This is a genomic window from Bacillus sp. FSL H8-0492 (genome assembly GCF_038006145.1).
GTDB classification, from domain to species: Bacteria; Bacillota; Bacilli; order Bacillales; family Bacillaceae_G; genus Bacillus_A; species Bacillus_A mycoides.
In genome coordinates, this window is the sequence record NZ_JBBOUP010000001.1 from 1,827,660 (window position 1) to 1,850,177 (window position 22,518).

The 22,518-nt window shown below is 33.0% G+C and carries 21 protein-coding genes and 3 pseudogenes; 17 read left to right on the forward strand and 7 right to left on the reverse strand.

Translation table 11 applies throughout. The annotated features are described in order from the left end of the window. Positions 1-16: 16 nt before the first annotated feature. From MHH66_RS09275 to MHH66_RS09300, 6 genes and pseudogenes are all read left to right on the forward strand, one after another. Entirely contained in the window at positions 17-667 is a 651-nt protein-coding gene (locus MHH66_RS09275; RefSeq protein ID WP_340866727.1) for a hypothetical protein, read from the forward strand. 30 nt (positions 668-697) lie between these two features. Continuing rightward, the gene (locus MHH66_RS09280; protein WP_001088077.1) at positions 698-961 is read left to right on the forward strand and encodes a DUF4176 domain-containing protein; all 264 of its coding nucleotides are present in this window, start codon (positions 698-700) and stop codon (positions 959-961) included. Positions 962-1,081: 120 nt separating this feature from the next. Continuing rightward, positions 1,082-1,201 (forward strand): annotated as a pseudogene (locus MHH66_RS09285) (type VII secretion protein); the annotation flags it as partial. Between the two features lie 16 nt (positions 1,202-1,217). Further along, a pseudogene (locus tag MHH66_RS09290) lies at positions 1,218-1,871 on the forward strand (hypothetical protein). Continuing rightward, the gene (locus tag MHH66_RS09295) at positions 1,846-2,637 is read left to right on the forward strand and encodes a hypothetical protein (protein ID WP_207553939.1); all 792 of its coding nucleotides are present in this window, start codon (positions 1,846-1,848) and stop codon (positions 2,635-2,637) included. The pseudogene MHH66_RS09290 and the gene MHH66_RS09295 overlap by 26 nt, the downstream one beginning before the upstream one ends. Continuing rightward, entirely contained in the window at positions 2,634-2,897 is a 264-nt protein-coding gene (locus MHH66_RS09300; RefSeq protein WP_078185291.1) for a DUF4176 domain-containing protein, read from the forward strand. Before MHH66_RS09295 ends, MHH66_RS09300 begins: the two co-directional genes overlap by 4 nt. 57 nt (positions 2,898-2,954) lie before the next feature. On the opposite strand, the pseudogene MHH66_RS09305 reads toward MHH66_RS09300, so the two are convergent. The 3 genes and pseudogenes from MHH66_RS09305 to MHH66_RS09315 form a co-directional block, all read right to left on the reverse strand. Continuing rightward, positions 2,955-3,194: pseudogene (locus MHH66_RS09305) on the reverse strand (hypothetical protein); the annotation flags it as partial. A gap of 93 nt (positions 3,195-3,287) precedes the next feature. Continuing rightward, positions 3,288-3,800, reverse strand: coding sequence for a DUF3916 domain-containing protein (locus MHH66_RS09310; protein ID WP_063218607.1), 513 nt, complete (start codon positions 3,798-3,800; stop codon positions 3,288-3,290). Continuing rightward, positions 3,793-4,644 carry a LysR family transcriptional regulator gene (locus MHH66_RS09315; protein WP_078185292.1) on the reverse strand — a complete coding sequence of 284 codons (852 nt, stop codon included), beginning with the start codon at positions 4,642-4,644 and terminating at the stop codon, positions 3,793-3,795. The genes MHH66_RS09310 and MHH66_RS09315 overlap by 8 nt, the downstream gene beginning before the upstream one ends. Positions 4,645-4,756: 112 nt before the next feature. On the opposite strand from MHH66_RS09315, the gene MHH66_RS09320 reads away from it, so the two are divergent. Continuing rightward, a complete protein-coding gene (locus MHH66_RS09320) occupies positions 4,757-5,983 on the forward strand; it encodes an MFS transporter (RefSeq protein ID WP_078185293.1) in 1,227 nt (408 codons plus the stop codon). 94 nt (positions 5,984-6,077) lie between these two features. On the opposite strand, the gene MHH66_RS09325 is transcribed toward MHH66_RS09320, so the two are convergent. Continuing rightward, a complete protein-coding gene (locus tag MHH66_RS09325; protein WP_012261353.1) occupies positions 6,078-6,305 on the reverse strand; it encodes a hypothetical protein in 228 nt (75 codons plus the stop codon). Between the two features lie 261 nt (positions 6,306-6,566). On the opposite strand from MHH66_RS09325, the gene MHH66_RS09330 reads away from it, so the two are divergent. From MHH66_RS09330 to MHH66_RS09365, 8 genes are all read left to right on the forward strand, one after another. Beyond that, positions 6,567-7,694: a serine hydrolase domain-containing protein gene (locus tag MHH66_RS09330; protein WP_078186029.1), complete on the forward strand. Its 1,128-nt coding sequence runs from the start codon at positions 6,567-6,569 to the stop codon at positions 7,692-7,694. A 286-nt stretch (positions 7,695-7,980) separates the two neighbouring features. Next, a complete protein-coding gene (locus MHH66_RS09335) occupies positions 7,981-9,144 on the forward strand; it encodes an agmatine deiminase family protein (RefSeq protein ID WP_002142629.1) in 1,164 nt (387 codons plus the stop codon). Between the two features lie 176 nt (positions 9,145-9,320). Continuing rightward, positions 9,321-9,740, forward strand: coding sequence for a phosphate-starvation-inducible protein PsiE (gene psiE, locus MHH66_RS09340; protein ID WP_016100895.1), 420 nt, complete (start codon positions 9,321-9,323; stop codon positions 9,738-9,740). Between the two features lie 178 nt (positions 9,741-9,918). Continuing rightward, positions 9,919-10,851: a bestrophin family protein gene (locus MHH66_RS09345; protein WP_002087673.1), complete on the forward strand. Its 933-nt coding sequence runs from the start codon at positions 9,919-9,921 to the stop codon at positions 10,849-10,851. Between the two features lie 232 nt (positions 10,852-11,083). Further along, positions 11,084-12,061 (forward strand): agmatine deiminase family protein, encoded by a 978-nt coding sequence (locus MHH66_RS09350; protein ID WP_078185533.1) that lies wholly within the window; start codon positions 11,084-11,086, stop codon positions 12,059-12,061. A 44-nt stretch (positions 12,062-12,105) separates the two neighbouring features. Then, the gene (locus tag MHH66_RS09355; protein WP_078185501.1) at positions 12,106-12,927 is read left to right on the forward strand and encodes a MerR family transcriptional regulator; all 822 of its coding nucleotides are present in this window, start codon (positions 12,106-12,108) and stop codon (positions 12,925-12,927) included. Between the two features lie 81 nt (positions 12,928-13,008). Continuing rightward, positions 13,009-14,751 (forward strand): amidohydrolase, encoded by a 1,743-nt coding sequence (locus MHH66_RS09360; RefSeq protein ID WP_078185502.1) that lies wholly within the window; start codon positions 13,009-13,011, stop codon positions 14,749-14,751. A gap of 96 nt (positions 14,752-14,847) precedes the next feature. Continuing rightward, on the forward strand, positions 14,848-15,897 hold the full coding sequence (locus tag MHH66_RS09365; RefSeq protein ID WP_078185503.1) for an agmatine deiminase family protein: 1,050 nt from the start codon (positions 14,848-14,850) through the stop codon (positions 15,895-15,897). A gap of 54 nt (positions 15,898-15,951) precedes the next feature. On the opposite strand, the gene pepF is transcribed toward MHH66_RS09365, so the two are convergent. Then, positions 15,952-17,739, reverse strand: a complete 1,788-nt coding sequence (gene pepF / locus MHH66_RS09370) for an oligoendopeptidase F (RefSeq protein WP_078185504.1) — start codon at positions 17,737-17,739, stop codon at positions 15,952-15,954. Between the two features lie 118 nt (positions 17,740-17,857). Continuing rightward, positions 17,858-18,649: an arylamine N-acetyltransferase family protein gene (locus tag MHH66_RS09375; RefSeq protein WP_002033438.1), complete on the reverse strand. Its 792-nt coding sequence runs from the start codon at positions 18,647-18,649 to the stop codon at positions 17,858-17,860. Positions 18,650-18,865: 216 nt separating this feature from the next. Here MHH66_RS09375 and amyS point away from each other — a divergent pair, with 216 nt between their 5' ends. Continuing rightward, complete coding sequence (amyS, locus tag MHH66_RS09380; RefSeq protein ID WP_063218599.1) at positions 18,866-20,407, forward strand: alpha-amylase; 1,542 nt, start codon at positions 18,866-18,868, stop codon at positions 20,405-20,407. Between the two features lie 93 nt (positions 20,408-20,500). Here the strand turns inward: amyS and betA are convergent, their stop codons facing one another. Continuing rightward, the gene (gene betA / locus MHH66_RS09385; RefSeq protein ID WP_078185505.1) at positions 20,501-21,190 is read right to left on the reverse strand and encodes a collagen-like exosporium glycoprotein BetA; all 690 of its coding nucleotides are present in this window, start codon (positions 21,188-21,190) and stop codon (positions 20,501-20,503) included. 448 nt (positions 21,191-21,638) lie between these two features. Between betA and MHH66_RS09390 the strand changes: the two genes are divergently transcribed. Then, positions 21,639-22,355 carry a hypothetical protein gene (locus tag MHH66_RS09390; protein ID WP_078185506.1) on the forward strand — a complete coding sequence of 239 codons (717 nt, stop codon included), beginning with the start codon at positions 21,639-21,641 and terminating at the stop codon, positions 22,353-22,355. Positions 22,356-22,518 lie beyond the last annotated feature (163 nt).

Below are 22,518 nucleotides of genomic sequence, written 5' to 3' on the forward strand. Positions count from 1 at the left end.
TTTTTAGGAGAGTAATATGGAAAAATACCACGGAAAAAGCACAGAACAAATTATTCGGAAATTGATGCCTTATAGTGTAAAATCGAGTGTCATTATGGTGTGGGTAGTAATTAATTTTATGATTTTAACCCCATTTTTATTTCCTCCAACCTTTACTATATACCTATATATAATTTTACCTTTTCTTTTGATTGCTAATATATGGGGAGTATGGGTATTTTTTTATAAACCAAATGAGCTAAGGTTGGTACACATTTTATATAATGGATTTATGGGAATAACTTTTTCTTTTGGAAGCTTTATAGTGATTCAAAAGATTGCATATACCTTTATTAAAATTGAAACACCTCTGTTTTTTATTGTTACTTTTGTGCTTTACATTTTTACAATTTATAAATTGATTTCTAGTGGAATGAAAAGTTTTTTAAAGCGATTAAACAATGAAGAAAATGACAATATAAAAATTTCTCCAATTGTTTATTTATCAGGATTGGGATATATTATTGGACAAATATGTGTAGGTACATTATCACAAAATGGTTTAGCGACGGTCTTAATTTTAGTCTTTTCTTTATTGGCTGTTGTGTCTAGTATATATGGTGTATATATATTTACATATGTTGATTTAAAGAGGCAGAAAACCAAGCTAGATTCCTTAAATTCTTAAAAAAACAATTAATAAGGAGGAGGACATACAATGAATTCGCAACTTTTTCCTATAGGCTCTATTGTAATTTTAAAAGAAGGTACAAAGAAACTCATGATTTTCGGGCGGAAACAACAAGTAGAAACGGATGAGGTAAGGAAGTTCGATTATATGGGGTGTCCTTATCCAGAAGGCTATATGAATCCAGATTTCACATATTTATTTAACCATGATGATATTCAAGAAGTTGTTTCAACCGGATATGAAGATCAAGAAGAACGTACTTTTCAAGAAAATGTATTGTCTAAAATATAATAAGAAATAATGTAAAAAAACTGTTTAAATAAGCAGTTTTTTTATATTATTTCTTATTAGTGATGCAGCAAATGGAACCTTTATTGGAGTGGAATAAGCTTGGATGTTTTTATGGAAATTAGTATGTTCACTGATGGAATCGAATTTAACAAAGGTGATTGGAATCATGATGGCAAACAGGATTCGGTAAAAGATAGAGTTAAATCTGGAATCGGAGCAGCTTTAGATAAAATTTTTTAGTTTTTGGGAGATTAATATGGAAAAATACCACGGAAAAAGCACAGAACAAATTATTCAGAAATTGATGCCTGACAGTGTAAGATCGAGTGTCGTTATGGTGTGGGTAGTTATTAATTTTATGATTTTAACCCCATTTTTATTTCCTCCAACCTTTACTATATACTTATATATAATTTTCCCTTTTCTTTTTACTGCTAATATATGGGGGGTATGGGTATTTTTTTGTAAACCAAATTAGCCAAGGTTGGTACACATTTTATATAATGGATTTATGGGAATAACTTTTTCTTTTGGAAGCTTTATAGTGATTCAAAAGATTGCATATACCTTTATTAAAATTGAAACACCTCTGTTTTTTATTGTTACTTTTGTGCTTTACATTTTTACAATTTATAAATTAATTTCTATTGGAATGAAAAGTTTTTTAAGGCGATTAAACAATGAAGAAAATGACAATATAAAAATTTCTCCAATTGTTTATTTATCAGGATTGGGATATATTATTGGACAGATATGTGTAGGTACATTATCACAAAATGGTTTAGCGACGGTCTTAATTTTAGTCTTTTCTTTATTGGCTGTTGTGTTTAGTATATCTGGAGCGTATATATGGGTATATGTTGATTTGAAGAGGAATGAAATGGATGGGATGCATAATGGACAAATATAATGGAAACAACATAGTTGATTGTATGCGAATATTAATACCATTTGATATAAGAAATATTGTAGGGGCTTTTGTGTGGGTTATCATGAATTTTATGCTACTTATCATTTTATTCATATTTCCACCGTACAATATATACTCTTACGTAGCTTTACCATTTTATGTGATATGTAATCTATGGGGGATTTGGGTTTCCTTTTATAAGCCTCGGCAGCCTCAATTGCAACATTTACTATATTCTGGATTTGTTGCATTAAGTATTTCATTTTGTAGTTTTATAGCTGTGCAAAAGTTAGCTTACGAATTCGTAGAAATAGAGTCTCCTTTATTTTTAATTTTATCACTTATTGCATATAGTTTAATTGGTTATAAATCTGTATTATTTTGGATTCAATATTTTACAGACCGCTTAAGAGGGACAACTAATCAAGAAGTAAAAATCCCTAAAATTGTACTTTTTTCAAGTTTAGGTTATATGGTTGGTCAAGTTATTATTGGTATTTTGAGTCAAAAGGCTATGGCTATCGTATTAATCATTCTCGCCTCATTGTTTTCCGTTGTTTTCTTAGCTCTAAGTACACATTTGTATTTTTACTTTGACTTCAAAAAACAATCTATTGCTTCAGGACATTTAAACAAATTACATTCTCAAAAGAAGCCTAAACTGTCAAGGAAGGAAAGGAGACAATCCACGGCTGCTTCGGGACATGTAAATACACCACATTCCCAAAAGAAACCTAAACTTACAAGAAAGGAGAAAAGACAATGAATTCACAACTGCTCCCTATAGGCTCTATTGTAATTTTAAAAGAAGGTACAAAGAAACTCATGATTTTCGGGCGGAAACAACAAGTAGAAACGGATGAGGTAAGGAAGTTCGATTATATGGGGTGTCCTTATCCAGAAGGCTATATGAATCCAGATTTCACATATTTATTTAACCATGATGATATTCAAGAAGTTGTTTCAACCGGATATGAAGATCAAGAAGAACGTACTTTTCAAGAAAATGTATTGTCTAAAATATAATAAGAAATAATGTGAAAAAACTGTTTAAATAAGCAGTTTTTTTTACATTATTCCTTAATTCCAGTTTGGATGTTTCATTCCATGTAAACTAGTACCACCTGTGACGATAATTTGTGCACCTAAACCTTGTTGATAAGCATGTAAAGGAGCTTGCCAATTACCAGGATGGGAACCACCGAAAACGAAAATTGCATCACACTGTTGTGGTGTTGATTCTTTTAGGAAAGCGATTTCGGTTATTTCTTCAATTTGTTTTTTCGTAAGATGTGGGACTTCAGGGTATTTAGGGATTACCATATGAAAACCTCCTATATAGTGAAATGTTAAATTCATTATATAGCGATGTTGTTTAGTGGAAAAAGGGAAGTTTTTCATTTGACAGTTCCCCTTTTATGATAACTCTCCTATAAACAAAAGTTCTCCTTCATCATAAAATCCATCTTCATCCTTGATTATCTCTTGGAAATGCAATGTTTGGACACTGTTAGAAATTGATATTTTCCATTCATGCCCGAAGTCGGAAGCATTGGAGAGGGGAATCCATTTTTGAAATTCGTTATCTCTATTGAAAAAATTTTGAAAGTAGTCATCGTTTTTAAATATGATGATTTGTGAGTTCCATAAGCTTGCTATTTTGATCATAACAACGACTCGATATGTATTTGTATCGTTCGGTTTCATTGTCATTAAGTGATTCGCTTGATTTAACAGGGTTTGAATGCACAATCGCTTTACTTTCCTAGGTGTTGTACTAGAATCGATAAAAGCTTGAGAGCCTGGTAAAGGCATATGCCAGTATTCATCGTTATAGAAAGTAGATGGAAATGCTTTAGTGGCGTCTTCAATTCTTTTTATAAGAGTTTTTGTTTTTCGTTTCATTCCGCGTATTTTCTTTTCACGCATTGTTGATCATCTCCATAAATTTTTGCAAGGCAGCTGAGTGGAAAATATCTTTTCGAATAATAAAGGTAGTAGGAACCTTTCTAAAGTGATTTGGTAATGTATTTAAAGATAAACCATGTTCGTAATCTGGAATAATAGATTTCAGCATAATAGCCGTACCCATACCTGATTTTACACATGCAAGTATTGCTTCAATTGTTCCGAACTCTAGTATTCTTTTAGGTGAAATCCCTTCTTCTTGAAGCCAGTTTTCTAATAGTCTTCTGTAATAACAACCTTGACTAAAAGCGAGTAAATTCAGTTCTTCTATTGTTTTAAAGGAAGATAGAGGATTCTTACTAATGAGAACGAGTTCTTCTTCTCGAAATGAAAGTGTATGAAGTTCAGTATGCTGAATATTTCCAGCGATAAGAGCCCCGTCTAGTTTTCGCTCTAAAACGAGCTGAGTTAATTGGTCTGTCGTGTTTGTTTCTAGAATCAATTCAACTTCTGGATACTTTTCATAATAGGTCGTTAATATGGGCGGGAGACGAACGGCTGTTGTCGATTCTGTACATCCGATTTTTAACGTGCCTTTTGGCTCGGTTCCGTTACTTTGGACAGCTTGAATGGATTGATCGATTAAGTGGATGATTTGTTTTGCATATGTTAATAAAATTTCTCCGTTAGAAGTTAAAGTAACGCCTTTTCCATTTCGATAAAATAAAGGCACACCTAACTCAATTTCTAGTTGTTTTATACGCATCGTTACACCTGATTGTACATAGTTTAAGTTTTTAGCAGCATGAGATATATTTCCTACTGTCGCAACTTCGTAAAAAACCGTTAAATCTTTTATATCCATTTATTATCACCCCGAAAAAGCTATCAATTTTTTTGATGGATTCTATTATTAACACTTATTTTACATGATATCAGAACCTTCATACAATGAAAGGGATATGGGGGAGATAACGTTGATAAGTGAAGAAAAAATTGAAAAGTACAGTAGTTCTAATAAATGGATCATGTTAACTTTGGCAACGGTAGCACAGGCAAGTGCAACACTTATAACATATGGAGTAGGGGTACTCGCTTTATTTTGGAAACAGAAATATGTACTTTCGAATATGCAGGTTGGGTTGTTAATAAGTGCTGTAAATATTGGTCCGCTGTTTTGTATGCTTTTTGCCGGAAGGTTACTTGATCGATATAACGAAAGAATATTAATTGGATCGAGCACTGTATTAATTGGCGGGGCACTTTTACTTGCTCATATGGCAAGGGGATTTATTGGGCTATTATTTGTCCTTCTTTTAATAGGAACTTTTTATAGCGTATCCCAGCCAGGGGGAAGTAAAGTAATCTTGAAATGGTTTCCGAAAGAAATGCGCGGATTAGCTATGGGAATACGGCAAGCTGGTATACCTATTGGCGGGGCGTTAGCAGGAGTAACGATCCCTTTGCTTACACTTAGATTTAGTTTATCTTATACGATAAATGTTATTGCAACTATATGTATAATAGGCGGGTTATTGTTTTTCATATTTTATAAGGAATCGTACGTACGAGAACACAAGAGCCAAGAAAATGTAAGTATTTCTTTTTGGATGCAGTTAAAAAAGGTAATATGTAAAAAAGAGCTGTATCCAATTTTTACTACAGGTATTTGCATGATTTCTTTACAAATGATATTAGTCGGACATTTTATGAAGTTTTTAGCTGTTGAAAAATCGATAACACCTATTGTAGCAGGGAAAGTATTTTCAGTTATGCTAGTTGCAGGAATGATTGGGCGAATTATATTAACTACAATAAGTGATACATATTACAAAGGTGATCGTCGTAAACCTTTATTAATAACTGTATGTATATCTTTTTGCTTAATTTTAGTTGTTGTAATGAGTATAAACACAATGACACTTGAGGCATTGTTTGTGATGAGCGGACTGCTAGGGTTCTTTGCGATCGGTTGGTTTAGTCTTTTTATGGTTGAAGTTGCTGAGTCTGCAAGTGAGGAATTGGTAGGCCTAACAGTGAGTTTTGCGCTTACACTTAATCAAATTGCTATTATCTTTGCACCTGCTTTGTTTGGTTATATAGTAGATGGAAAAGGCTACACATATGCATGGATAGGTATAGCTGCATTACTAAGCGTTTCAGCGGTGAATTTATGTAACAGTAAAAGAATATTAAAAATGTAAATCTTTTATGAAGAAAATCTAAAGAAATGTCGTGGGAGTGACATTTCTTTTTTAATATGTTGTATAATCAAGTTATAAATGAGATTCGTTTTCATTAACGCTCATTTCCTCTTTTGAAATTACCTGTAATTTTAGCCATAATAAGCTGTTTTTCTTTTTCGTTACTTGCCCGATTTATTTTGTTTAAAAATTTTTCAGCATCATTTCCTTTTAAAATTATAATCTGTTTTCTGTAATATTCAATTGAAACTATATTGTTTTTTGTTACTCGATAATGAAACATCATATCATCTAAACGATTGCGCTTATCGGTCTTTTTCAAATTAACGGCTCCATTCTTGTTAATGTGTAACGAATGTTACATAAAAAATTAAAATTAAAGTTGGATGTATCCGATTGTAAGGTGGAAATTTTGTAAAAAAGAACTACAATAGAGAGTAGTTAAAATTTGAACGTTAGAAAAAGGAATCTAGTTTACTATGAGGAATAATAGAGTAGATAGATTATAAGATATTTAAAAACTAAAAGATATAGAATAGAATGGAAAAGTATAAAGTGAAACTAGATAAAAGAGGGTTCCCATATGTTTAAGAAATGGTTAATCGCTTTCTTTGTTTTTGCTATTTTTTGTGGGAGTGTCGCTGCACTTATACATGCAAATAAAGAAAAGAAATACAGTTTGAAGGCATTTTCAAATTTTGAGGATAAAGTTGGAAATGTTCAATCGAAAGTTGATGCGAATCAGCAAAAACGTTATGATAGTGCAGCAACGAAACTCGATCAATATTTAAAAGATAAAGGATTTAACGGGACGGTTCTCGTAACGGATAAAAATAATGTGGTTTTACGAAAAGGCTACGGGTATGCGAATGTAAAAGATAAAGTTTTAACAACGCCAAGAACAAAATATCGCATCGGTTCCATAACGAAAACAGTAGTTGCAATATCTATATTACAGCTAAGAGAAAAAGGGAAATTGAATATTGAAGACAATGTAAATAAGTATATTCCATCGTTTCCAGCAGATAAAAACATTACGTTACGAAATTTGTTAACACATACGTCCGGGTTACCAGATCAGGGACAAGGTAGTGTTGATGCGGCATCACGTTTAAAGTTAGTAACGTGGATTGGAGCGCAAAAGTTGCAATTTCCTGCAGGGACAGGATGGAAATATACAGATTATAATTATATGGTACTTGCGTATATTGTAGAAAAGATATCGAATAAACCGCTTGCTGAATATGTGAAAGAAAACATTTTTACTCCTGTTGAAATGAATGAATCTGGTATGGGTGCAACTCTCCCTGAAGATATTTTCTTAGCAGAAGGTTACACGAAAAAAGATAATGAGTTAATAGCTGCACCCCGCTTAAAAATGAACTGGCTGTATGGTTGTGGTGAAATGTATACGACCGTTGAAGATATGAAAAGATTAGATGAGGCTATTATGGATGGAAAGCTGATTTCTAAACAAAGCTTATCAGATATGTTTACAGTATCACCTGCGAGAAAATATGGATTTAGCTTCTATATTTACCCAGATTATTATCATAACCACGGTGTATTAGCTGGCTGGAACACTTTTAATAATTTTAACTGGGATAAAAGAACGTTTGTAATATTATTCTCTAACGTACAAAATGGTATGAATGATACATTTAATCAAGAGTTTAGGAAATTAGCGAATGATTTAATAGAAGGAAAATAATTATTTAAAAATCGGTATTGATATAAAATTATCAATACCGATTTTTTTTATTTAGTGAACGAGCATGTATGAGAGGGGATTAGTATTAGAATAAATTTATGAAGGAAGTTAAATGATATGGATGTTAAATATAGGAAGTGTATTTTGTGAATGTCATCTATTTGTATTGAAATTATGTGATTATCATGCGGAAGAATAATTGGTAATTTTTACATTGATGAAAAAGCTTGAGCTTCACACTATGTTAAGCCTTACAGTATTGTAGACATGAACAGGAGGTTGAAAAATGAAAAAAATAGTAAAGTTTTGTTTAATAGCTACATTATCTACAACGATTATTAGTGGATGTTCTTTTGAAGGGAATAATGAAAATGCCAAAGGGAAAGAGAAAGAGGATAAAAAAGTAGAGGTACAGAAAAACGCTGGAAAATATACGATGCCGGATGAAAAAGATAAACATGAAGGTACATGGCTACAATGGCCTCATGAATACACATATGGTCAAGAGTATAAACAAGAAGTTGAACCTATTTGGATTAAGATGGCAAGTGCTTTAACTGAGGGTGAAAAAGTCCACATTGTTGCATATGATGAGGAAGAGAAAGAGCGAATCAATAAGCTTTTAATAGATAAAGGGCTGAATATGGATAAAGTTGATTTCTTTATCGCTCCTACTGATGATGTGTGGGCAAGAGATAGTGGACCGATTTTTGTTTATGACAATAATAAAAATCTGAAAATATTAGATCCAGCATTTAATGGTTGGGGAAAGAAAACTCCATATAAAAATGATGCCCGTATACGTGAGAATGTTAGTAAACAATTAGGGATTGAAAGAATTGATTGGGGGAAGTTTGTCCTTGAAGGTGGCGCAATTGAATTAGACAGCAATGGGACTGCTTTATTAACTCGAAGCGCAGTAACGAATAAAAATAGAAATCCTGATTTATCAGAAGCGGAAATTGAAAAATATATAAGTGACCTTGGGGTGACAAACTTTATTTGGTTAGATGGAGTGCCTAATTTAGATATTACTGATTTTCATATTGATGGATTTGCTAAATTCCATGATAAATCTACAATCGTAACGATGGCAGAAGATGACTTGGCTGAATGGGGCTTGTCAAACAAAGATATGGATAAATTGTTAGATGCAAAAAATGCTTCAGGACAGAAATATAAGTACGAATACTTACCGCTTAGTAAAGATAAAGTTACTTTAGAAGGTGGAAAAACTTTAGATTATAAGGGGTCATATATCAATTATTATGTTGGGAATACAGTTATATTGGTGCCTAACTATAATGATCCAAATGACAAAATCGCAAACGATACGATTCAGAAATTATACCCGGATCGTAAAGTAGTGGGAATTGATGTGAGAGAGCTTTATAAAAATGGCGGAATGATCCATTGTGTGACACAGCAACAACCGATTCAATTGAAGTAATCGATTATAGTTTCGTTATGTTGCTTTATAGACAAAATAGGTGAAATGCTATCTTTACTTATTTTGTCTTGTTTTAACATCTGTAACAAGATAGTAATGTATAATTTTAATGTAACGATAATTAAATAAAACTATATTGTCATTCTTGTTTTATATGGAAAAGGAGAAAAATGTTTGTGTTAAAGAATTTTAAAAGAGTATTTTCGTTTTTTCCTATCGTTCTACAGTACATTATAAATGTAGCTTTGATCTGTTTGGGAATTGTTTTAAGTGTGTTTCTTATGAAAGAAGTCATTCAATTTATACAAGAACTTAAATTAAATAGTGAGGAATCTAGTTATCATTTAATTGATAGCATTGTCGTATTTTTTTTATATTTTGAATTCATCGTAATGATTATAAAGTATTTTCAAATGAACTTTCATTTTCCATTACGTTATTTTATATATATAGGTATTACGGCTATTGTTCGTCTAATTATTATAGACCATGATAGTCCAATGGATTCATTGATATATGCTTGCGCGATTCTTGTATTAATTAGTGCTTTATTCATTGCAAATTCTAAAATAATGCGTCGTGATTTAGAAGAGTGAACGTTTGTTGTTTAAATCAAAAAAGATGTTTTATCTTTTGATAAAAAGGAGTAATAGTATTGAAAGAAATAATCTTAACCAGTTTTATAATAATAGGGTTTATGATTCTACTATTTAATTGTATACTTTCATAATTTAAAAGAATAAAAGGTTAATAAGGAAGGAGGTTTTTGTAAATATGGTTCATTACAATAATCAAAATAGTTTACATCAAATATTTACATTAAAGGGAACAGTTATAAGAGATATTTTCCCGCAAATTTTATTATATATATGTATTTCAACGATAGTAACTGTGATTAATTATTATTATGTAGAAATAAAAATTAATCAAACTCCTTGGGTAATTGTTGGAGGAGCTTTAGGGCTACTGTTAGTTTTTCGTACTAACACTGCCTATGATAGGTATTGGGAAGGTAGAAAGTTATTTGGCACGGTTGGTGCTTGTACTAGAAATTTGGCAGTTAGTTTTTTATGTTATTGGGAGTCTGAAGGGAAAAAGACGGATCAGGAAAAATTAAAATTTTTACATTTGTTAATTGCTTTTCCAAAGATAGCGAAAGGACATTTGAGAGACGAAAAAGATTTATCCGAAATAAAAGCATTGTTTGATATTTGTTCTGAGAAGGAAAAAGAAATGTTGGCTGAGTCTATTCATTTACCGATTAGTATAGTTTTTATGTTAAAAACTATACTATCAAAAGGTTTGAAAACGGGTCAAATTCACCCAAATGCAATAATTAATATGGAAGCTGATTTGAATACTCTGCTTACGGCTGTGGGTGGATGTGATCGGATCAAAACAACGCCTATTCCTTTTGCATATTTTGCTCATATTAAAATTTTACTGCTCATATTTTGCGGGACTTTATCGATTGGTCTTGTTGATAGTCTTGGATGGTTTACAGTACTTGCAACTACGTTCATAAGTTTTGCATTTATAGGGATTGAAGCAATAGGGGTTGAAATTGAGGATCCATTTGGTCAAGATCCAAACGATCTTCCGCTAGAAGGGATTTGCATAGGGGTAGAAACACATTTAGTGAATTTATATAATCAAAACGCCCTGTTAGAAGTAATGGATTTGAATCTTGATAAAAAAATCATCTAATCCGTCATTGTGTACGGCGATTAAAGTTTTAAAATCTTGTCAAGAGTCAGTTTATGGCTTAACGACGACGGCTTTATATTTTTTATATAAATATATAATATTTCTCCGTGCTATAATCCATTCATGAAATGTGCACGTTTCAAAAATTGTAATGAAAAGAGAAATGAATTGGGGAATAGTTGGCTTATTGAAAACAGTTATTCAATCATTATTAAAAAGCGAGGTAAGTAATATGGAACAAAAACATAGTGGCATTATTTTTACTGCAATACCAGATGAATCGAATGAATATTATCGACCATTTTATGAAGATATTATTTATTTTAATAAATACTTAAATGAAAATAAAGCATTTACCGATCAACTTATATCTTTATCTGTTGAAGAGCAAAACTTTCATACAAACTTTTTTGAGTATGATGATATTTGGTTAAGAGATGTTGCACCAGTTGTAACAAATCATCTAGTTAAATTCAAATATCAACCAAATTACTTACCGAAAGATCAAGGACGATATTTAGATCAACAATTTAATAAATGGTTGAAAAAGAACGACTTTGAATATGTGACATCTCCATTGATATTAGACGGTGGAAATCTTATTTGGAATAAAAAAGATACCGTTATATTAACGGAACGCATATTTGATGATAATTATGATTGGACGGAAGAAGAAATTATAGAGCAACTGGAATGGGATTTAGATGTGAGTCGGGTTATTATTATTCCTGCTGAAGAGGGAGATGTACTTGCACACGCAGACGGGATGGTTAAATTTATTGATGAACATACAATGTTTATTAGTGATTTTTTAGGGGATCATGAATTTAGATATAAGGTTCAAGAGATTATTCAAGAGCAAATGCCAGAGGCTGAATTTATAGTTGTTCCTTCGTCATATACAGAGAAGGGTCAATACGATGAAGAGATAGCGTCAGCAAAAGGTTTATATATAAATATGTTAGAAACATGTGATACGCTTTACGTTCCTAAGTTTGGATTAGCTAAAGATGAGGAAGTTTTACGATATATTCAACAGCATACTGAGAAACAAGTTATTCAAAGTCATGTAGGAGAAATATCGACAATGGGAGGCGCCATGAATTGTTTAACGTGGTATTGTCCTAGTCATTTGTTACCTTCAAAAATGAAAAGGCTGAACGATCAGAATGAAGGTTCTTCAATCAGAAAAATATTTGATTGGTTTTAATAAATAAGCTTATATATAAGAAAATGTATTCAAGGGGTATTTATATGTATACAATTACTGAATTTTCACGGATTTGTAAAATGAGTACACGAATGCTAAGGCATTATGATAAAGAGGAAATATTGAAACCAGCATATGTGAATCCGGTAAATGGATATAGATATTATGAGCAAGGACAGCTTGAAATAGCGTTGAAAATTAAAAAGCTAAGGGAGTACAAGTTCCCTTTACCGAAAATTAAAATAATTCTTCAATCATCAGATCAAGATTCATTTATTAAACATATGCAATCACAAATTATAGAGTTGTCTCATGAGGTGAAACAAAATTTACAGGTTATTTCAGAAATGAATGAAATGGTAAATATGAATCATGCTTTAAATACTGCTTGTCATAGAAATTACGATATATTTATTGGAATGAGAAATGAAATAACAGTAATTGCCCAAAGACTGCAAATAAATATAGATGATATGGATGATTATTTTTATGACTTATATGAAAAAGTACAAAAGCATAACTTACAAATGGTTGGTTCGCCCTCTACGGTCTTTTATGATGAAGAGTATATTCCAAATGAAAGTGATGTTGAATTAAGGATTCCGGTCATGCATGGGAACAATAAAGATGTAGTACAAGAATATGAAATGAAAAAATTAAATCCACATCAAATCGCTACTACTATGCATTATGGAAGTTATGACTATATAGGCTACGCTTATATTGCGTTAGAAAAATGGATTGAAAGAAATGGTTATGTAATAGATGGTTCACCATATGAGGTCTACATAAAGGGACCTGAATGTGATTGTTTAGTAGAGGAGTATGTGACACAAATTTGTTTTTTAGTTATGAAAATAGACTGAGAATAAGGATTGACATTAACATTATGTCAATCCTTATTCTATTTATGTAAGTAATTCATCATAATAAAAAGGAGAAAGAATATGAAAAGAACAATCATGATTATTTGTCTGATTCTAAGTATGACATGGGTTTCAGCGTGTACTCCTGGAGTAGGAGAAGGTGAGAATGGTAGCTTCGTTCTACCAAATCAGTTGCCAAAAAATGTAGTGTTTAAAAATGGTACAATCTATACTTCAAATGACAAGCAAGACATTGTAGAGGCTGTAGCCGTTAAAGAAGGGAAAATTACATTTGTTGGTTCAAACAAAGATGTAGAAGGATTTATAAATGAAGATACGAAAGTGGTGGATTTACAAGGGCGTTTTATTCTTCCTGGTTTTGTGGACAATCACAATCATATATTTGAGGCGAAATCACCAGCAGCAGGGAATTGTAGTGTTTCACCGGATGCTGCGCTGCAAGAACAACGCTCGTATTTAAAGGCTTGTAAAAAAGATGTGAAAGATGGCGAATGGATAAGCGGAACAGGATTTAGTTTGGAAGAGCTGTTAAAAGATATGGACGAAAAATCAGAACAACAAACACCATTACAAGTTCTTGATGAGTTATTTCCTAATAACCCTGTATTAATTATGGAAAGAACTTCTCATTCTGTATGGGTTAACTCAAAGGCATTGGAATCAGCAGGAATAAATAAAGAGACGAAAGATCCGCAAGGCGGAAGAATCATTCGGGATCCAGAAACAGGAGAACCTTTCGGGCTTCTGTATGATACAGCAGGGGATATCGTGATGGAAAAAGCATGGAATTCCCAGCCCAATCTCTTTGAAAAAAATTATGAAGGTTTGTTAGACGGTTTAGATGAGGTTGCGAAGAATGGTATTACTACAGTCGGCGATGGACGTCTTTATTGGAAACGAGGCTGGTTAGATGTTTGGAATAAAGTTAATGATGAGAAAAAGTTAACGTCGCGAGTAGTACTTCGTCCGTGGGTATATCCGAACTTAAATGAAGCAGAGCAAATGGAGTATTTCAAAAAAATTAAGCGTGATGATGTATCATCTAGAATGCTTATTAATCAAGTGAAGATGTATAGTGATGGAATTAGCATTAACAGCACAGCTAAAATACTAGAAAAATATAAATTTGAGTGGTTTAAAGGAACACCGTACGGTTTGAACTATATTCCAGAAGAAAAAATGAAGTGGTGGTTGAGTGAACTCAATAAAATTGGTTACGGTGCACTCATCCACACAATTGGAGATGGCGGAGTAAGAGAAAGTTTAAATGCAATTGAAGCAGCGAAAAAAGAAGGGGCGAATCAACCTTATACGCTTACACATGTGGAAATGGTAGAAGATAGTGATATAAATCGTTTTGCTAAGTTAGGTATTAGCGCTGATTTCCAAGTAGGTCATGATTTTGCAGAAGATCCTAAACAAAGCTGGGCAAGTGCGTATTTTACAAATCAACAGATGAAACGAATTATGCCGTTAGGACGCATTTGGAAAACAGGAGCAAACGTATCACTTAGTAGTGATTGGGATGTAAATGAACTAAATCCACTTGTGACGATTTCGAATGCACTAAGTATTGATGAAAAGGGCTTGTCTGATGTATACGCAGCTATTGATGCATATACAATTAAGCCCGCCAAAGCATTAGGTCTTGATAATATTACTGGTTCAATTGAAGTAGGTAAATCAGCCGATATGGTATTACTAAATGAAGATATTACTAAAATGAGTGCCGATAAGATTCCGAATGCGAAAGTTTTAGTGACGGTTTTACAAGGAGAAGTAGTGTATCACAAGGGAAAATAAAGAATCGGTTTATGAAGTAGTTAATATATTTCTGTTGACCTTAACATGATGTTAAAGTTTAGACTGAACTTACATTCGAAGAAGGGGTGAACACGTATGAGAAATATAGAAAATAGTTTGTTTTATATGCCTGCTGAGTGGGAAAATCATGAGGGGACATGGCTCCAATGGCCTCATGATAAGGCTCATAGAGGCGAAGGTTACAGATCTAAGCTAGATGATATTTGGGTAACGATGGCAAAGGAGCTTCATTACGGAGAGAATGTGCATATTGTTGTATTTGATGAGGAAGAAAAAGTACATGTACAATCGAAGTTAACTGAAGCGAATGTAGATATGGATAAAATTGATTTTTTAATTGAAGAAACGGATGATGTTTGGATAAGAGATAATGGACCGATCTTTGTAAAAGACAAGGAAGGCAATCTCTGTTTAACACACTGGGTATTTAATGGTTGGGGGGATAAATATCCGTATGAAAATGATGCTGTTATTCCGGAAAAAATAAGTGGAATGTATAGCATTCCAAAAGTTAAATCTAGTGTCTGTATAGAAGGTGGAGGAATAGAGATAAATGGAAATGGCACCTTAATGGCGGCAAAAACTTCTATTATAAATGAAAATCGAAATCCTACACTAAGTCAGGAAGAGATTGAAATAGAGTTAACGAAGTATTTGGGAGTAACGAATTTTATATGGATAACTGGTATTCGCGGAGAGGATAATTATGATGAAGATACAGATTACCATATTGATGGGGCAGCGCGTTTTGTAAATGAAAATACAATTCTTTATGAATATGATCCTTTTGGGGAGAGTGAATCCTACCTTTTGGAGGCGTACGAAAAGCATTATCAAGAATTGAGACAGGCGAGAAATATAGATGGAAATCCATTTCAGCTCATCCCAGTACCGGTGACAAGAAAAGTGGTAAAAGAAGCAGACTGTAAGGGCTCATATTTGAACTTTTATATTGGAAATGAAGTTGTATTGGTTCCTATATATGGCGATGAGCATGACAAGTTAGCGCTTCAAATCATGGAAGGGCAGTTTCCGGGAAGAAGAATTGTTGGTATTTATGTAAATGAACTGTTTGCGTATGGTGGTATGATTCACTGTGTGACACAGCAACAAGTGAATAAATGAAATGTATATTTTATATGAAAAAGCATGCAGATTCTATAATCTGCATGCTTTTTTCTATAATGCTGAAAACTCTTCAACAAGTTGGGTGAATCGATTTAATGCACTTTCAATCGGTTCTGGTGTAGTTAAATCAACGCCAGCTTTTTTCAGTAGGTTTAATGGATAGTCAGAACTTCCGCCTTTAAGGAATTCAATATAGTTTTTCTGAGCATTTGGATCACCGCTTAATAATTTATCGGCGATTTGAATGGCAGAAGCGAATCCAGTTGCGTATTTGTATACGTAAAATGGACGGTAGAAATGAGGGATTCTAGACCAGCCATATTTTACTTCTTCGTCAAATACGAGGGAGTCGCCATTATATTCTCTAAATAAGTTTTCGTAAATTTCACTAAAGACTTTGGCATTTAATGGTTTACCTTGTTCGGCCATTTCATGTGTGATTTTTTCAAATTCTGCAAACATGATTTGTGTAAAGAAAGTACCTTTAAAGCTATCGATAAAGTAGTTAATTAAATGATTACGTACGTTCGTTTCTTTTGCTTCTTTTAATAAATAATGAATTAATAACACTTCATTTACTGTAGAAGCGACTTCTGCAACAAAGATAGTATAGTGTGCAGAAATTCTTGGTTGGTATCCGTGTGAGTAATGCGTATGCATACCGTGCCCGCATTCATGAGTAAGGGTGAAAAGGCTATTTAAATCATCATGATGATTTAAAAGAATGAAAGGATGAACACCGTATACACCAAAGTTATAAGCGCCAGAACGTTTTCCTGGTGTTTCTCTCACGTCTATATAGCGTTTATCTTTAAAGTTTTTTAATGTTTCGATATATTCTTTACCTAAAGGAGCTAGTGACGCGATCATTATATCAAACGCTTCGTCGTATGGAATGTCTTGTTTTACACCTTTTACTAAATCAACACTCAAGTCGTATTGTCGTAGTTCATCTACATTTAATTTTTCTTTTCTAAGTTCATTATACGTATGTAATGATCGAATGTTTTTTTTCGTTGTCTCAATTAAATTTTCATATACTTCTTTCGGAACCATGTCGCCAAATAATGATTTTTCTAAAGCTGATGGATATTTTCGTAGCTTTGAGACAGTAACATTGTTTTTAATAGCTGCGGACAAAGTAGAAGCGATAGAATTCTTTAATTGAACGTATGGTTTGTAATAAGCTTTATAGGCTTCTTCACGATTCTCACGATTCTCATCTTCTATTAGCTTTGAATACATTCCACGTGTTAAGTTTACTTTTTCTCCATCATCAGTAGTCACTTCACCAAAAATTATATCTGCATTATTTAACATGCCAAATGTATGCTGCGGGGAGGAGAGTGCTTCACCCATTTGTGATAAAATCTCTTCTTGGTCTTTATTCAAAACGTGTTTTTTATAACGGTATAGCTCAAATAAGTCTTCTTTATAATAGTGTAAGCCTTCTGTTTCTTCTATGTAAGAATGTAATGTGTTTTCATCTACACTAAGTAAGAATGGGGAAAAGAAAGATTTAGCCGCACTTACTTTCACGTGTAATTGTGATACTTTATCGACAAGGGATTGAGCGTCAGTATCGCGTGTGTCAAGATCGGATTGTAATCGTGCATAAGCAAACATTAAAGATATTATGCTAGATATTTCTTCACTCTTTGTTAAATAAGCTAATAAACTATTGCCATCGTGAATATTTCCATTAAACTTGTGTAATTCATTCGTTAATAATTCAATTTTATGAAAATCGTTTTCCCAATCTTCAATTGTATGGTAAATATCCGTTAAATCCCATTTTTCTTTATCAGCTACTTGTAGTCGATCGTTAAGTTCTGTCATAATCATTTCCTTTCTAAATATGTAGTTATATTCCTATATAACTATGAAATACAACAAATTGCAAAAAATTCCTGCTGAAAAATAAAAAGCCTTGCCGAGAATGGCGAGGCTTTAAAAGTTATAATGTAATGCCGAACGTTGAATGAAGGAGGTTTGTATATTGCTCTTTTGTAATTGTTTCTTTTGTTTTATTTCTATTTTTCGTTACTGTAAGGCTATCTTTTGTTAATGATGCGTGCCCGTCATGAGTAAGTTTTACAACAAGAGGTACTTTGTTAAATGGTGAACCTTCATGTTCAACAATAATTTTTTGTGCTGCATTTGCTTTCGTTTCATCCACTTCTTCCAAGTAAAATGCATAACCTACTGTCCAATCATCAGTAGAAGATTGATCTAGAAACTCATTACTTTTACGCATTTCTAAAATATAATTACCTTTTTCAGTCGTTTCTTTACGAATACGATAGTCGCCTGTTACAGAATGAACGATCTCACCTGAGAAAGGAACAGGGGAAAGGGGTAAATATGATCCGAAACCTACTTCAATTAAGTAAAGTTCATTATGATGTTGTAAAACAGTTGCGATATGCCCTGAATCTACAGCCCATATAGAATTTGCAGCGTTATAAACTGTTCCTGAAACGAGATGGACATCGAATTTAGAGTCTTTAAGGAAGTAATACATAGCCGGATTCAATTCATAACAAAGGCCGCCACGGTTGTTTATTAAAATTTTTTCTTTTAGATTTTCTTTTGATATTTCTTTAAAGTTGTTTTCGAGAATATTTAAGTTTTCAAAAGGGACAGTTTGTGCCATTGCGTACATAATGTTAGGTAAATCTTCAAATGAAACTTTGTGTTTTTCTTCTATATTTAATCTTGCAAAAAATTGTTTTTGAAAGTCGGTCATAGAAATCCCTCCGTTATGCTTTTATAGATAAATTGTAAACAATTTTGAATCCGATGTGAATTTTAAACTATGTGGGGTACTTGTGGAATAGTTGAATTCATATTTTGAAAAATAATGTGAGAGATTAAAAGATTGTTACTTTACTAACTGTAGAACGAATATTATAATAACTTTAACGAATTATGCAAACGTTTTCTTAAAGGGGATGGTGTAAATATGTTGAAAAGGATTACGGTAGTCTGTTTATTGTTTATTTTGCTTTTTCCTAATATATATGAGGGAAATAAGGCAGAAGCAGCAACAGTGAACAATGGAACATTAATGCAGTATTTTGAGTGGTACGCTCCAAATGATGGGAATCATTGGAATCGTTTGCGTTCTGATGCTGAAAATTTAGCTCATAAAGGAATTACATCTGTATGGATACCACCTGCATATAAAGGGACTTCGCAAAATGATGTAGGGTATGGAGCGTATGATTTATATGATTTGGGGGAATTCAATCAAAAAGGAACGGTGCGGACGAAATATGGGACAAAAGCACAGTTGAAATCTGCAATTGACGCTTTACATAAGCAAAACATCGACGTATACGGTGATGTAGTTATGAATCATAAAGGTGGGGCTGATTATACTGAAACCGTAACAGCTGTTGAGGTAGACCGTAACAATCGAAATATTGAAGTATCAGGTGATTATCAAATTAGTGCATGGACCGGGTTTAATTTTCCAGGGCGCGGAGATGCTTATTCTAATTTCAAATGGAAATGGTATCATTTTGACGGAACGGATTGGGATGAAGGAAGGAAATTAAATCGAATTTATAAATTTAGGGGTGTAGATAAAGCGTGGGATTGGGAAGTGTCTAGCGAAAATGGAAATTATGATTATTTGATGTATGCAGATCTTGATTTTGATCATCCTGATGTTGCGAATGAGATGAAAAATTGGGGGACGTGGTATGCGAATGAATTAAATTTAGATGGTTTTCGTTTAGATGCTGTTAAACATATTGATCATGAATATTTACGCGATTGGGTAAATCATGCCAGACAGCAAACGGGGAAAGAAATGTTTACAGTAGCTGAATATTGGCAAAATGATGTTCAGGCTTTAAACAATTATTTAGCGAAAGTCAATTATAATCAATCTGTGTTTGATGCACCGCTTCATTACAATTTTCATTATGCTTCAACAGGAAATGGGAATTATGATATGAGAAATATTTTAAATGGAACAGTAATGAAAAATCACCCTGCACTCGCAGTTACTCTCGTTGAGAATCATGATTCTCAGCCTGGGCAGTCATTGGAATCTGTAGTAAGTCCGTGGTTTAAGCCGCTGGCATATGCATTTATTTTAACTCGTGCAGAGGGCTATCCTTCAGTTTTCTATGGTGATTACTATGGGACAAGCGGAAATAGTAGTTATGAAATTCCAGCGTTAAAAGATAAAATTGATCCAATTTTGACGGCACGAAAAAACTTTGCATATGGTACGCAGCGTGATTATTTAGACCATCCAGATGTGATTGGCTGGACAAGAGAAGGCGATGGTGTACATGCTAATTCTGGTTTAGCGACATTACTCTCGGATGGACCAGGAGGATCAAAGTGGATGGATGTTGGAAAGAATAACGCTGGGGAAGTATGGTACGATATTACGGGTAATCAAACAAATACTGTAACAATTAATAAGGACGGATGGGGGCAGTTCTATGTAAGTGGAGGCTCAGTTTCCATATATGTTCAGCAGTAAATTGGTGATGAAAAAGAAGAGGTAGACTGAAATATAAGTTTCCTCTTCTTTTTACATTGATATCATTCCTAAATCTTTATTTTAATAAATGAACTAGTCGACTTTTGAAACAACAAGAGATGCATTGGAATAAATAATGTCACCCGTGGCTTCTCTTATTCGTACTCGAAGGACATCTCCTTGGTTTAAAGGTAATAGATCAGTTCTAGCGGATGTAGTTCTTACCCCAGAACCACCACCAACTCGTGTTTCAATGGCGAATTGAATGGAATCATTTATTGTAAGGTTTAATATACTAGACGAAATAGCTTGTATCACAAATACAATTGAAAAAGATACAGAGTACACACCAGTGGTATCAATTGTAATGGAGTTGTCTACTGGGGTTAGAGTAGTTCCACTAACAGGTCCTGGAATTGTCAAATTAACATTTGTATTAACTACTGCTGAAAAACCGATACCTACTTCAGAAGTTATTGTTCCAAATACCGGGAGAATTCCTAAACCGGTCGCTCCAGTGGGACCGGTTATTCCGATTCCTGTAGCGCCGGTAGGTCCAGTAATTCCTGTAACACCAGTAGGACCAGTTATTCCAATTCCAGTAGGTCCTGTAATCCCAGTGGGACCAGTTATTCCAATTCCAGTAAAACCTGTCGCACCGGTAGGTCCTGTGATTCCAGTAGGTCCGGTTGGGAATGTAAATGGTGGAATTGGTGGGAGTGTGGGGCCAATTAAATTTGGTTCAAGAGCAGGTCCATGTAAAATAATATTTTCTTTGCTCATATAGTAACCTCCTATGATTGCTTGTCATAATTATTAAATGTATTAGGGAAAGTAAATGACATTCGCAATAGCGGAGGCGCTTATTTAATTTTTCCGCAACGAAATTAAAGTTATTACTTTAAAGTTGATACAATAAAAACCGTACTGTGATTGCTATAGAACTAAATATTAGTATGTTTTTAACATGATTTTAATAGATGTTATATTTGCTTTACGATAAAATGATTATATTGTAAAATTACACTATGATTGTAAAGCGATAACAAATGGGTGTTTTTACACTTGTGGTTATTAGGGCTTTCTAAAGCAAGATGATGAGTTTTTATTATTCAAGTCAGCGAAGACAATTTGATGTAGCGGTTATTAGAAGAAGTTCTTTATATAAATCGTAATTTAAAATCCATAAGGACATTTCTGTATAGGCAGTAGTAGCAAAAGGAGACGCAAGATGAAAAAAACAAAAATGATATATATCATAATGTTTAGTTTATTCCTATTAACATCATGTGATATATCGAATGAAGAAATTGAACAAAAAGCACAAAGTTATACAAAATCGGAGTATGGTATTTCTGTTAAACTAAACCAAGTTGAAACACTGGATAATGGAAAGGATTTCCTTGGTCCAAAGGGACGGATAGCTTTTGTGCAGCAAGTAGATGAACCGTATTTGCAATTTCAACTTTATTTCGATGGACAAATCTCTCCAGAAGTAAATAATGATAACTATAAAATAAAAAAGGAAACAAATGATTTACAAGAAAAATTTAATAAATATTATGGGAAGAAAGGGAATAACACTGTAATTAATTTTGATCAAATGCAGACAGGGGATACTGTTTTCGATAAAAATGCTGAGAAAGAAATAGCGAAGAAAAAATTGAAGCAGTATTATACGGCAGTTTTTAGAAGTGATACTGTTTTAGATGTAAATAATCCTTCACATATGGAAAAATTAGCGGAGGCTGCAAGAAGTATTCAGGAATTTAATAAAACGATTGAAAATAGTAAAAGTAGTGTAGAAGATATAACGATTCAGCTGCCAAATACTAATAAAGATGTATTACAAAATATTGCTGTAGATTATATAGTAACGGCTGAAGATGCGAAAAAGACCCTTGAGAAAAAGGTTGATTATATGAAAGTTTTACAGTCTACAAAGTGAAAAAAGCATTATCCGAAAAAATTGTCCTTCCTCAGGTGTGAAGGGCAAAAGTCTGACATCTTTACTTATTACAAAACATATAGTATGATGATTTCAATAAATTAGATTTCAATGAACATAAAATATAAATTAATGAGAGGTGCTTTTTGTGAGTGCGGTAGGT